11 protein-coding genes are annotated in these 11,500 nt (G+C 66.4%); 6 read left to right on the top strand and 5 right to left on the bottom strand.

The genetic code is table 11. The features are described from left to right. Positions 1-99: 99 nt before the first annotated feature. Genes SOM26_RS00290 through SOM26_RS00280 form a run of 3 tightly spaced genes read right to left on the bottom strand, consistent with a single transcriptional unit; the run spans position 100 to position 2,335 of the window. Positions 100-1,623: a tryptophan halogenase family protein gene (locus tag SOM26_RS00290; protein ID WP_320450735.1), complete on the bottom strand. Its 1,524-nt coding sequence runs from the start codon at positions 1,621-1,623 to the stop codon at positions 100-102. 2 nt (positions 1,624-1,625) lie between these two features. Beyond that, a complete protein-coding gene (locus SOM26_RS00285) occupies positions 1,626-2,102 on the bottom strand; it encodes a PIN domain-containing protein (protein WP_320450734.1) in 477 nt (158 codons plus the stop codon). Then, complete coding sequence (locus SOM26_RS00280) at positions 2,102-2,335, bottom strand: type II toxin-antitoxin system Phd/YefM family antitoxin (RefSeq protein ID WP_320450733.1); 234 nt, start codon at positions 2,333-2,335, stop codon at positions 2,102-2,104. Before SOM26_RS00280 ends, SOM26_RS00285 begins: the two co-directional genes overlap by 1 nt. Before the next feature lie 196 nt (positions 2,336-2,531). Between SOM26_RS00280 and SOM26_RS00275 the strand changes: the two genes are divergently transcribed. Then, positions 2,532-3,893, top strand: a complete 1,362-nt coding sequence (locus SOM26_RS00275) for a cation:proton antiporter (RefSeq protein WP_320450732.1) — start codon at positions 2,532-2,534, stop codon at positions 3,891-3,893. Positions 3,894-4,247: 354 nt separating this feature from the next. Here the strand turns inward: SOM26_RS00275 and SOM26_RS00270 are convergent, their stop codons facing one another. Then, positions 4,248-4,970 carry an Npun_F0296 family exosortase-dependent surface protein gene (locus SOM26_RS00270; RefSeq protein ID WP_320450731.1) on the bottom strand — a complete coding sequence of 241 codons (723 nt, stop codon included), beginning with the start codon at positions 4,968-4,970 and terminating at the stop codon, positions 4,248-4,250. 147 nt (positions 4,971-5,117) lie between these two features. Next, positions 5,118-5,813, bottom strand: a complete 696-nt coding sequence (locus SOM26_RS00265; RefSeq protein ID WP_320450730.1) for an Npun_F0296 family exosortase-dependent surface protein — start codon at positions 5,811-5,813, stop codon at positions 5,118-5,120. Between the two features lie 202 nt (positions 5,814-6,015). Between SOM26_RS00265 and SOM26_RS00260 the strand changes: the two genes are divergently transcribed. The 5 genes from SOM26_RS00260 (at position 6,016) to SOM26_RS00240 (ending at position 11,491) form a co-directional block, all read left to right on the top strand. Beyond that, positions 6,016-6,654, top strand: a complete 639-nt coding sequence (locus SOM26_RS00260; RefSeq protein WP_320450729.1) for a tetratricopeptide repeat protein — start codon at positions 6,016-6,018, stop codon at positions 6,652-6,654. 241 nt (positions 6,655-6,895) lie between these two features. Then, positions 6,896-7,348: a MarR family winged helix-turn-helix transcriptional regulator gene (locus tag SOM26_RS00255; RefSeq protein ID WP_320450728.1), complete on the top strand. Its 453-nt coding sequence runs from the start codon at positions 6,896-6,898 to the stop codon at positions 7,346-7,348. Beyond that, positions 7,345-8,748, top strand: a complete 1,404-nt coding sequence (locus tag SOM26_RS00250; protein ID WP_320450727.1) for an efflux transporter outer membrane subunit — start codon at positions 7,345-7,347, stop codon at positions 8,746-8,748. Before SOM26_RS00255 ends, SOM26_RS00250 begins: the two co-directional genes overlap by 4 nt. Then, on the top strand, positions 8,745-9,932 hold the full coding sequence (locus tag SOM26_RS00245; protein ID WP_320450726.1) for an HlyD family secretion protein: 1,188 nt from the start codon (positions 8,745-8,747) through the stop codon (positions 9,930-9,932). Before SOM26_RS00250 ends, SOM26_RS00245 begins: the two co-directional genes overlap by 4 nt. Beyond that, on the top strand, positions 9,932-11,491 hold the full coding sequence (locus tag SOM26_RS00240; protein WP_320450725.1) for a DHA2 family efflux MFS transporter permease subunit: 1,560 nt from the start codon (positions 9,932-9,934) through the stop codon (positions 11,489-11,491). The genes SOM26_RS00245 and SOM26_RS00240 overlap by 1 nt, the downstream gene beginning before the upstream one ends. The last annotated feature ends 9 nt before the right edge of the window (positions 11,492-11,500 follow it).

Genomic DNA, 11,500 nt, shown 5'->3' with positions numbered 1-11,500 from the left:
GGCGGGGAGTGCGTGAGAGAATGGTGAAGGGGTGTTCCGCCGGCCGGAACACCCCTCATCCGATCTGCGGCCCTGTTTGAGAGGGAAAACGAACCGCGTTTAACCCCGCATCGCGGCCACCAGATCGCCATGACTGGGCAAGTCCGCCACCGCCCGGTCCCCAAATAGCCGAAGCTTGCGGAACAGCCGCTCCGCCTCGCCCGACGAACCGGCGGGCGTGCGATCTCCATCGGCAAATCCCATGCCGTAAAGAATATACTGATAGTTGAAATAGGCGAAGCTCTCGACATCCAACGTGAAGTCGAACCGCCCCGGCGGACGATAGCGCCACTGCTCCAATAGGTCGCGCAGCCGCTTCGAGATCGAGCCGGGCTCGCTATTGTCCCGCCAGAAGGGCTCGTCGCGGCGGCTGAGGCAGTAATGCAGCTTCAAGAAATCCACGATCGTCTGATACCGCGCGGTCATCAGCATGTTGAACCGCGCGGCGGGGGCCGCGACGGGGCCGTGATGCGGAAACAATTCAGCCAGCATCGCCACCGCCGCCTCGATCAGCACGATCCCGGTCGACTCCAGCGGCTCGAGAAAGCCGCCAGCCAGCCCGATCGCGACGCAGTTCCCGATCCAGGGTCGCCGCCGGTATCCGGGTTCGAAGCTCAGAAGCCGTGGCTCGAGCGTCTCCGGATCACGACCCAGATATGACGCCAACGTGGCCAGCGCCGCGTCGTCACCCATATGCGCATCCGAATAGACGGTGCCGATCCCCCGCCCTTCGGCCAGGCCGATGTCCCAGGTCCAGCCCCCCGGGTGAGCGGTCGCGATCGTCATGGTCTGGAGCGCAGGAACGCCCTCCTCGTCATGCGGCACCCGGCACGCCAGCGCGCGATTGGTGAACAGCTGGTCACGCACCGACACCAATCGCTCGCCCAGCACGCCCTCGATCAGTTCGGCCCGCTGGCCGGTGCAATCGACATAGAGATCGGCGGTCAGCACTCCCTGCCGATCGGTCATGACATGGTCGATCCGGCCGTCCTCGCCCACCGTCGCCCCGGTCATCCGGCCATGCAGGTGGCGAACGCCCAGCGCGACCGCATGATCGGCCAGTAACGCGACCAGCCGGTGCGCGTCGAAATGATAGGCATAGCTGAGCGGCCCGTCGAACGCCCCCTCCCCCGCCGATTTGGGTCCGCGTCCGGCCGTGGCCACGCGGTGCTGGATCGTCACCGCCTCGGCGAAGGGGCGGCGCGTGGCGGGGTCCTGCGCCAGCCAGTGCGCGACCAAGTCGACGCCATCAGCCTGAAAGGGCGGGTCGAACGGATGCCAATACCGATGACGCCACTCCGCCGCCGGGGCGTGACCCCAGTCATCGAAGCGGATACCCTGTTTGAAGGTCGCCCCCGCCGCGCGAATGAACCGCCCCTCGTCGATCCCCAGGAAGCGTAGCGTATTGCGAATGGTCGGAAAGGCGCCCTCGCCCACCCCGATCGGTCCGATCTCGGGTGCTTCCAGCAGCGTGATCATGACGCCAGGCCGATCGCCCAGGAAGCGCGCCAGATAGGCGGCGGTCAGCCATCCTGCGGTGCCGCCGCCGACGATCAGGATGGATTTTCCCTTTCCCTCCGTCACGCTTACATCCTCACGAACAGGTTGCGGAACCAGGGCGATCCCCCGCGCGCGGCCTGTCGCCAGTCCTCACCCACGGTCTCGGGCACGAAACCCCAGGGGCAGAACAGCTTGGGCCGCCCGATCTTGTACGCCGCGACGTGCCGCGTGACGAGGGTCAAGCCATGGACGAGTGCGGTCGCCACCAGCAGCGCATCGCGGGTCTGCGCATAGCCCAGCCCCGCCGAGCGCCGTACGACCGCCATATCGACCGGCAGGATCCGCCCCTCAAAGGCAGGCAGCACCCGATCAGCGATCCAGTCCCCCGCCTCACCGCCTTTGCGCGGTGGGGGTAAATCCTCCTGTAGATCGAGCAGCGAAACGGCGGACAGGAACAGTTCGTGACGCGGCACGCCCATCGCCCAATCGACCAGCCCCGGATCGGCACCGCCGCCCCGCGCCCCGCGCAATTCGGCCACCACTCCCGCATCCAGCAGATACATTAGCGGGTCCGGTCCCAGTCGCGCCGCCCGACGGGTGCCGGAGCCGCATCCTCGGGCATGGCAAGCAGGTCGACGATATTGTCGGTCTGCCCGGCCAGTTGCCGAAAGGCCCCGATGCCCAGCAGCACATGGGTGGGCCGCCCGCGATCGGTGATGAATACCGGCTCGATTCGCGCCAGCCGCTTGGCTCGGCTGACATCCTGGTTGAATTCCCGACTGGTCAGCGTCTTCATATCGCCCAAAACCGGATGCGGCCCACATCCGATATGTAGGCACGTGCCTACCTTGTAGCATCCGAAACACACTAAGCGAGGGGGCCGGGAAAATCGGTCGAACGCGGGAGAATTCCCATTGCAAGACGATGCCGCTTGCCCTCGCTATCCAGCGACCGTTCGCTCAGACGACGGGCACGGAGGGGGGACGCCATCGATGAATGACGCGATCGACAGTTTCTGGAAGACGGCCGGTGGCATGTTGTCGCCACACGGCCCCGCGACCGCGGGGGCGGCGGCCAGCTATGTTCCCGGCGACTACAGCATCCATTTCTTCCTTCAGCTGGCGGTAATCCTGCTGGCCTGTCGCGTGGTGGGCTGGGCGGGACAGCGTTTCCTGGCCCAGCCGCCGGTGGTGGGCGAGATGATCGCGGGCGTCGTGCTGGGCCCCTCGCTGCTCGGCCTGTTCTTCCCCGATTTGCAGGGGGCGATCTTTCCGAAAGAGACGCGCAACGTCCTGTATGCGGGGGCACAACTCGGTGTGGCGCTCTACATGTTCCTGGTCGGCCTGACCCTGCGGCTCGATCATTTCCAGTCCAAGGCGCGCAGCGCGATCGCCGTATCCGCTTCGGGTGTCATCGCCCCCTTTCTGATCGCGGTGGCGATCACGCCGTTGCTGTTGACCGTGCCGGGGCTGTTCGCGGCGGGGATCAGCCAGGCCAATGCGACATTGTTCCTGGGTGCGTGCATTGCGCTCACCGCCTTTCCGATGCTGGCGCGGATCATCAACGAGCGCGGGCTGGCCAACAGCCCGCTCGGCACCTTGTCGCTGGCGGCGGGCGCGTTCGACGATGCCGCATCCTGGTGCGTGCTCGCCATCGTGCTGGCGACCTTTGGCGGCGGCAGCGGCGTCGCCATCCTCGCGATCGGCGGGGCGGTGATCTATGTGGGCTTCCTGATCCTGTTCGGCCACCGCCTGCTCGCACCGCTCGGCCGCGCGGTCGAGGCCAGGGGGGAGATGTCGACCAATGTGCTGGCGGTCACGCTCATGGCCTTTTGCCTGTCGGCCTTCATCATGGATGCGATCGGGGTGCACGGCATCTTCGGCGGCTTCATCCTGGGCGTCTTCATGCCGCGCGGCCTGTTCGTCGCGGAGCTCAAGAAGAAGGTCGAGCCGCTGGCCGTCGTCCTGCTGCTGCCGATGTTCTTCACCTATTCGGGGCTGAACACGCGCATGGACATGGTCAACTCGCTGCCGCTGCTGCTGATCGCGCTCGGCATCCTGGCCGCCTCGATCGCCGCCAAGTTCGGGGCCTGCTACTTCGCGGCACGCGCTTGTGGCGAGGACAATCGCACCGCCATGGGGATCGGCGCGCTGATGAACTCGCGCGGCCTGATGGAGCTGATCATCATCAATATCGGGCTGCAAAAGGGCATTATCGGCCCCACCCTGTTCTCGATGCTCGTGCTGATGGCGATCGTGACGACCATGATGGCCAGCCCGCTGTTCGAATTCGTCTATGGCCGCAGGGCGCGGGTGATGGGCGAGATGGAGACCCAGAACAGCGCGACCGCGTGAACCGCCCATCTGCCGCAGACCCTGCTCCCGCCTTGGCGAGAGCGGGGTTTGTGGGGAGCGGTGGAAGCCCCGTCGACTTATAAAATCGTCCGTCCGAACCCAAACAATCGATGTTGCCCCTGCCCCCCGATAGTTTGATCCGCCTGATCTGAAATATGGTCCTGCCACCCGGGCGGCGACCGGAACGGTGCTACGGTTTGGCTCGCAAGCGCCAAGATGCAGGCCCGGCGGGTCGACAGCCTGGGGCAGGTCATGAAACCTCGGGATCGCGCACAAAAAAAGGGCGGCCGAGGCCACCCCTTCTCGTCCGACGGACCGGTCGTTGCCGACTGGCCCTTTCGGCCATGCCTGAAATCAAGCGGTCTTCTTGCGACGACGACGCGACGCAGCGACCAGACCACCGATGCCGGCGCCGAACAGGGTCAGCGTGGCGGGTTCCGGCACCGAGGTCGGCGCGCTGTTGAAGAAGGTCACGTTGTCCAGCTCGAACGCATCGGAAGAGCTGGCGAACTTCAGGCCACCGATCTTCTGGCCGGTCAGGCTGTTCAGCGTGTACGTGACATACTGATTATACTTGGGGTCGGAATAGGCGTTGCCGCCGTCGACGTTCGAACCCGGCGACGCCACGAAATTGCCCGAGAAGCTGTCGATGACGTTGCCCGCAGTATCGAGGATCGACAGCAGATTGTAGGAGTCGATCGACCCCCAATACAGGCTGACGCTCTCGAAGCCCGACTTGGTCGAGTCGGTTGCCTTCAGCGTCGCGGTCTTGCCACCGTTCACCGACAGATACTGGGTCGTATCGCCCAGCGGTGCGCTGGTGCCGTTGACATTGCCCGTCTGCAGAACGCCACCGCCGCTCAGCGAGAAGCCGTTCTGCGTGTAGCTTGCGCCGGTGCCCGCACCGTTGAAGTCGACGGTCGCCGTGCCGTAGCGCACCGCCGTCTGATCGCCGGTCGCCGAGGTGACCGTGCCCTTGGTCGGCGCGGTGGTGGTGGTGGTGGCGCTCGCCGGGGTCGAAACCACGACGCCGGTGGCGATACCTGCCACGGCGATCATCCTTGCAATACGAGCCATCTCCAGCCTCCCTGTTTTGTACCGAATATCAATATGTACAGTGTGATGGCCGATAAGACGCGTCATCGCCACACCCGATCCCCACCATCAGCGTCCCGATACGGATCAACCGTCCCGATACGGCGCATTTCCAGCGATGCCATCGGCTTAGGCGGCGCGGCGACGCCGCCGGACCACGCTGGCCAGCCCGGCAAGCCCTGCGCCGAACAGCGCGATCGACGCGGGTTCCGGCACCGAAACCGGCGTCGCCCCGAAGAATGAGACATCATCCACCTCGAAGGCGTGCCCAAGGATATTGGGCGACGAAAAGCGCAGGCCGCCGATCAGTTGCCCGTTGGCGGGATCGATTCGATAGGTGACATAGCGGTTGTTGCTGGCCAGCAGCCCGCCCGATACGTCCGCCCCGGTCAGCCGGTCGATCACCTGACCTGCCATGTCCAGGATATCCAGCACGTTGGCGCTGTCGATCGAACCCCAGTTCAGTGCGATGCCGCCATAGCCGAACTTCGGATCGGCATTCAGGGTCGTCGTGGTGTTGGGCATCGTGACCAGAAACTTGCTGTTATCACCTGCGGGCGCGAGATAATTCCAGTTGAAGAGCCCCCATTGCGATGACGATGCGACCAGCCCGCCGTTCAGCGAGAAACCATTGGGCAAGCCCGCGTTGAAGTCGACCGTCGTCGATCCCGCGGGCGGCGTCAGCTGCCTGGTGTAGCTGTCATTGGCCTCGGTCGTGAACGTCCCCGGCGCGGCCTGCACCGTCGTCGCGCCCGCCGCCATGATGGCGATCGCCGCAAGTCCGGATGCGAGACATGATGCCATGCGGCGATCGAAGCGGATCATGGGTCGTTCTTTCTCTGGGCCAATGCAATTTGCCCGGTCCTATCGCATTCGTGGCGGCGCGAGACAATTCCTTTACCGATCAAAGACTTCCCAAAATCTGTTTCAGGACAAGACATAGTGATTGCCATGCCGCCGGGCATTTACCTTATATCAAGGACAGCGGGGTGATAGGAACGCCCCGAGCCATCAACAGGGATGATCCATGACACGCCGCAAGAAGCTCCTCGTCATTCTGGGCGTCGTGCTCGTCCTTCTGATTCTCGCCGTCACCGTGCGCGGCTTGCTGCGCCGCCCCGCCGATCGTCCGACGCCACCGCCGGTCTTCGTCGAGCGCCCCACCGCCGCCGTCGATCCAGCCGTGGCCCAGGCCGCCGCAGCCAAGGCGCCGGGCGATGCCGCCGCGCAGAAGAAACTGGGCGATGCGATGCTGGCAAAGCGTCGTTTCGACGAGGCCGCCACCGCCTATCGCGCGTCGTTGGCCATCGACCCCAACCAGCCGCTGGCGTGGTCGGCGCTGGGCGAAGCGCTGATGCAGACCAGCAATAGCGAGGGCGTCGGCCTGCCCGCCGGTGCGGCGGAGGCCTTCCGCAAGGCGGTGGCACTCGATCCGCGCGATCCGCGTGCCCGCTTCTATTTCGCGATGGAAAAGGACCTAAAGGGCCAGCATGACCAGGCCATTGGCGAGTGGCTCCAGCTTCTTCGCGAAGTGCCTGCCGGGTCCGACGCGGATGAAGCCATTCGGTCGGCGCTGGCCGCCTCGATCAAGCGCAACGTCCAGTTGATCCGTCAGGCCGCCGACGAGGCGGGCCGCGCCCAGCCGCGATACAAGGCTCAGCAATAACTCATCCTATCAGGCGACGGAGAGGCGCGGACGGCGAGAGCGGTCCGCGCCTTTTTTGTGCGCATCGTGGGTGACGGGCCGATGAGGTTCCGAATATCTCCATGATCAAACAGCTTATCGGCGTCATTTAAGACGGCGTTTGCCCATGATCGGATCGGCGGCCCACCGATCCGATCATGAAAAACATGTCATATTTGCAAAGCAAATTGACTGCCCAGGCAATGATTGCCAAGGCAGCAATATGTCATCCACAACTTACGACAGCTTCGATCCGGAACGCTCGGTCGGCTATCTGACGAAACGCGTCTTCCAACTGGCGCGGATCGGCCTGGAGCCGGTGTTTGCCGATGAGGAAGTCACGCATATCCAGTGGAGCGCGCTGATGGCGCTCCATCACGGGCTTGGCGGTACGGCGGCCGAACTGGCGCGCCACCTCTGCCACGATACCGGCGCGACCACCCGTATTCTCGATACGCTGGAGGAACGCGGCCTGGTCGAGCGAGCGCGCAGCACCACCGATCGCCGGGTCGTCCGCCTGTCGCTGACCGATGCGGGGCGGATCGTGACCGATCGGTGCAAGGAAAAGGTCATGGACCGCTGGGACGGCTGGCTGGCCGACTGGCCGGGCGAGGATGTCGCACGCTTCGTCGGCTACCTGCTTCGCCTGCGCAACACTCTGGAGACCTTCGCATGAAGCGTTTTGCCCTGCTGACCGGCCTGTTGCTGGCAGGCTGTTCGGTGCCGCAGGCGCACCCCGTCGTCACCCCCACCACGCCCGACAGGCTGGGGCTCGGCAATGCACAGGCACCGCTGGTCGCCGCCGAATGGTGGCGCGGGCTGGGCGATCCGCAGCTCGACCGGATCATCGGCGACGCGCTGACCGGCAATCCCTCGCTCGATGTCGCGATGGCGCGGCTTCGGCAGGCGCAGTCGGTGCTCGCCGTGCGTCGTGCCGAGGATGGCCCGTCGGTGACGCTCGACGCGCAGGAACAGTATAACCGCATCTCTGGCCGCTACATCATCCCGCCGCCCTATGCGGGCACGTTGCAATGGCTGGGCCAAGCGCAGGCCAATCTGAACTGGACGATCGACCTGTTCGGGCGACAGGCTGCGGCGATCGACGCGGCGCGCGCTTCCACCCGCGCGGCCGTGTTGGACGTCACGGCCGCCCGACTGGCGCTGGCCGGGTCGGTCGCACAGACCTATGTCGAGCTGGCCCGCGCCGAGCGGCAAGCGGCGATCGCGCGCCAGACGATCACGACGCGCGGCCGCTCGCTGACCCTGGTGCAGGCGCGGATCCGGCACCAGCTGGCCAGCCAGATCGACGCGACGGGGGCACGGACGCTGCTCGCCCAGGCGCAGGTCGCGCTGGCACGCGCCGAAGCGCAGGCCGCATTGTCACGCAATGCGCTGGCCGCACTGGCCGGGCGGGGACTGGATTATCCCGCCACGATCGCACCGACCCGGATCGCGTTCGACCGCGCCCTGCCCATCCCCGCCACGGTGCCCGCCGACCTGTTGTCGCGGCGTCCCGATATCGCCGCATCCCTTGCCCGGATCGACGCCGCCGCCAAGGGACAGGAGGTCGCGCGCAAGGCGTTCCTGCCCAACGTCAATCTGACGGCGCTGGCCGGTTTCCAGGCGGTCGGGCTGGGCAATCTGTTTACCGCCGATGCGGGCACGGTGGGCGCGGGCCCCGCCATCCATCTGCCGATCTTCGACAGCGGACGGCTGCGCGCGGGTCTGGCGGGCGCGACCGCCGCGCTCGACCTGGCCACCGCCGACTATAACGACCGCGTCGTCGGCGCTGTGCGCGAGGCCGCCGATGCCGTCACGCGCAGCCGCACCATCGCCAACGAGCGCGCCCGCCAGGCCGAGGTCACCCGCGGCCTGGCCGAAACCCGCCGCCTGAACGCCATTCGCGTATCGAGCGGCCTGCAATCGCAGCTCGGGCTGATCGACCCCGACATCCGCCAGTTGGAGGCCGATCAGGCCGACGCCAACCTCGCCGCCGATGCGGTCCAGGCGCGCATCGCGCTGGCCGTCGCCCTGGGCGGCGGTTTCTCTTCTTCTTCGCAAGGTATCCCGCAATGAGCGACACCGAAGCCGCCCCCTCCCCGGCTCCCTCCGCACCGACCACCCAGGCTCCGACCGGCGGCAAGCCCAAGGCGCGCAAGACCGGCCTGATCATCCTGGCGGCGGTCGTCGTGATCGCCGCCATCGTGTGGGCAGTGTTCCACTTCCTGCTCGCCACGCCCGAGGAGGAGACCGACGACGCCTATGTCGCGGGGGACGTGGTGGCGATCACCGCCCGCGATCCTGGGCAGGTGCTGGCCATCCATGCCGACAATACCCAGACGGTAAAGGCCGGTGCGCCCCTGCTCGACCTCGACCCAGCGACCGCCGATGTCGGCCTGGCCGCCGCCGCCGCCGATCTGGCGCGCGCGGTGCGTTCGACCCGCGCCGACTTCACCAAGGTCAACCAGAGCGGTGCCGCGATCGTCCAGGCCGAGGCCGAACTGGCCCGCGCGCGGACCGATTACGCCCGCCGCCAGGGCGCCGCCGCCGAGGGCGCGGTGTCGGGTGAGGAACTGTCGCACGCCGCCGATGCGGTAAAGGTCGCGACCGCCAGCCTGACGCTCGCCCGCGCCCAGGCGGCCCAGACCCGCAGTGCCGTGCAGGGCACCGACGTGAACACCAATCCGGCCGTCATGGCCGCGATCGCCGCCTATCGTCGCGCCGCGATCACCCGCAACCACATGCACATCATCGCGCCGATCAACGGCGTCGTCGCGCAGCGCACGGTGCAGGTGGGTCAGCAGGTGGCCGCAGGAACGCCGCTGATGGCGGTCGTCCCGCTCGACCGGCTGTGGATCGACGCCAATTTCCGCGAAACCCAGCTGCGCGACCTACGCATCGGCCAGCCCGCGACGATCACCGCCGACATGTATGGCGGCAAGATCGTCTATCACGGCAAGGTCGTCGGCCTGGGTGCGGGCAGCGGCAATGCCTTTGCGCTGCTGCCGCCGCAAAATGCCAGCGGTAACTGGATCAAGATCGTGCAGCGCGTGCCCGTGCGCATTGGGCTGGATGCCAACGAACTGCGCCGGAATCCCTTGCGCGTCGGCCTGTCCGCGACCGTGACGGTCGACACCACCGACCAGAACGGCCCACGCATCGGCACCGCCGCGAACCAGACGTACAAGACCAGCACGACCGACGCCAACGACCCGGCGGTCGAGGCCCGGATCGCTCAGATCATCGCGGCCAACCGCTGATGGCCGGGGCCCCTGCACGGGGCGGCGCGGGGGATGGCCCCGCGCCGCTGAAAGGCGCATCGCTCGCGCTGATCGCCTTTGCGCTGGCGCTGGGCACCTTCATGCAGGTGCTCGATTCGACCATCGCCAATGTTTCGCTGCCCACCATCGCGGGGAATCTGGGCGTCAGTTCGGACAACTCGACCTGGGTCGTCACCGCCTTCGCCGTCGCCAACGGCGTGGCGGTGCCGCTGACCGGGTGGCTGATGGGCAAGTTCGGGGTGGTGCGGACCTTCTGCGTCTCGGTCTTCCTGTTCACCGTCGCGTCGTTCCTGTGCGGGATCGCGTGGAACCTGTCCTCGCTGATCGGTTTCCGCATCCTGCAGGGCGCGGTGTCGGGGCCGATGATCCCGGGCAGCCAGGCGCTGCTGATCTCGATCTTCCCGCCGCAGAAACGGTCGACCGCACTCGGCATCTGGTCGATGACCACCCTCGTCGCGCCGATCATGGGACCGATCCTGGGCGGATACATCTCCGACAATTATCACTGGAGCTGGATCTTCCTCATCAACGTCCCCGTAGGGCTGTTCTGCGCGGGCGTGTGCTGGCGCGGGCTTTCCAGCCGCGAGACGCCGACCCGCAACCTGCCGATCGACAAGGTCGGCCTGATCATGCTGGTCGTCTGGGTCGGCGCGCTCCAGATGATGCTGGACCTGGGCAAGAACGACGACTGGTTCCATTCGCCCCGAATCGTGGTGATGACCGTGGTGGCGATCGTCGGCTTCGTCGCCTGGCTGATCTGGGAGCTAACCGACGCCAATCCGGCGGTCGACCTGTCGCTGTTCAAGGGGCGCAATTTCAGCATCGGCACGCTCGCCTTCTGCCTCGGCTATGCGGTGTTCTTCGCCAACACGCTGCTGCTGCCGCTCTGGCTCCAGACCCAGCTGGGCTATACCGCGACCTGGGCGGGGCTTGTCGCAGCGCCCAGTGGCGCGGTGGCGGTCGTGCTCACCCCGATCGTCGCGCGCCTGTCGGGCAAGGTCGATGCCCGGATCATGGCGACCATCGCCTTCGTCGCATTCGGCGTATCCTATTGGATGCGATCGGGGCTCAACACCCAGGCGAGCTTCAGCGATTTCGTCCTGCCCCTGATGGTGCAGGGAATCGCGATGAGCACCTTCTTCCTCGCCATGTTGACCATCGCGCTGGACGGCGTGCCGCAAGCGCGTATCCCCTCGGCGACGGGCATCTCCAACTTCGCGCGCATCACGGCAGGCAGTTTCGCCGCATCGCTGACCACGACCATGTGGGACCGGCGCGAAGCGATGCACCAGGCTCATTTGTCCGAAGCGATCGGCCAGGGCCCGGTGTGGCAGATGGCGAAGACCGGCCTGAACCATCTGGGCCTGACCGACACCCAGGCCGCCGCCGCCGTCACACGGCAAATGGTGGGTCAGGCTTATCTGCTGGCCTCGACCGACATCTTCTACGTGTCGGCCGGGCTGTGCGTCGTACTGGCCGCGCTGACCTGGTTCACCCGGCGTCCCAAGCCGCATGACGGCCCGATCGCAGCGGATTGATGCAAATTT

This window comes from Sphingomonas sp. CFBP8993, from assembly GCF_034044895.1.
Classification (GTDB): Bacteria; Pseudomonadota; Alphaproteobacteria; order Sphingomonadales; family Sphingomonadaceae; genus Sphingomonas.
The sequence above is the reverse complement of the archived record's forward strand: the minus strand, read 5'-3'. Positions and strand labels throughout refer to the sequence as shown.

Excerpts from the sequence above, each read along its gene's own strand:
- SOM26_RS00250 (WP_320450727.1), top strand. The coding sequence starts at position 7,345 with ATGAAGCGTTTTGCCCTGCTGACCGGCCTGTTGCTGGCAGGCTGTTCG.
- SOM26_RS00285 (WP_320450734.1), bottom strand. The coding sequence starts at position 2,102 with ATGTATCTGCTGGATGCGGGAGTGGTGGCCGAATTGCGCGGGGCGCGG.
- SOM26_RS00240 (WP_320450725.1), top strand. The coding sequence starts at position 9,932 with ATGGCCGGGGCCCCTGCACGGGGCGGCGCGGGGGATGGCCCCGCGCCG.
- SOM26_RS00275 (WP_320450732.1), top strand. The coding sequence starts at position 2,532 with ATGAATGACGCGATCGACAGTTTCTGGAAGACGGCCGGTGGCATGTTG.
- SOM26_RS00260 (WP_320450729.1), top strand. The coding sequence starts at position 6,016 with ATGACACGCCGCAAGAAGCTCCTCGTCATTCTGGGCGTCGTGCTCGTC.
- SOM26_RS00280 (WP_320450733.1), bottom strand. The coding sequence starts at position 2,335 with ATGAAGACGCTGACCAGTCGGGAATTCAACCAGGATGTCAGCCGAGCC.
- SOM26_RS00245 (WP_320450726.1), top strand. The coding sequence starts at position 8,745 with ATGAGCGACACCGAAGCCGCCCCCTCCCCGGCTCCCTCCGCACCGACC.
- SOM26_RS00255 (WP_320450728.1), top strand. The coding sequence starts at position 6,896 with ATGTCATCCACAACTTACGACAGCTTCGATCCGGAACGCTCGGTCGGC.
- SOM26_RS00270 (WP_320450731.1), bottom strand. The coding sequence starts at position 4,970 with ATGGCTCGTATTGCAAGGATGATCGCCGTGGCAGGTATCGCCACCGGC.
- SOM26_RS00265 (WP_320450730.1), bottom strand. The coding sequence starts at position 5,813 with ATGATCCGCTTCGATCGCCGCATGGCATCATGTCTCGCATCCGGACTT.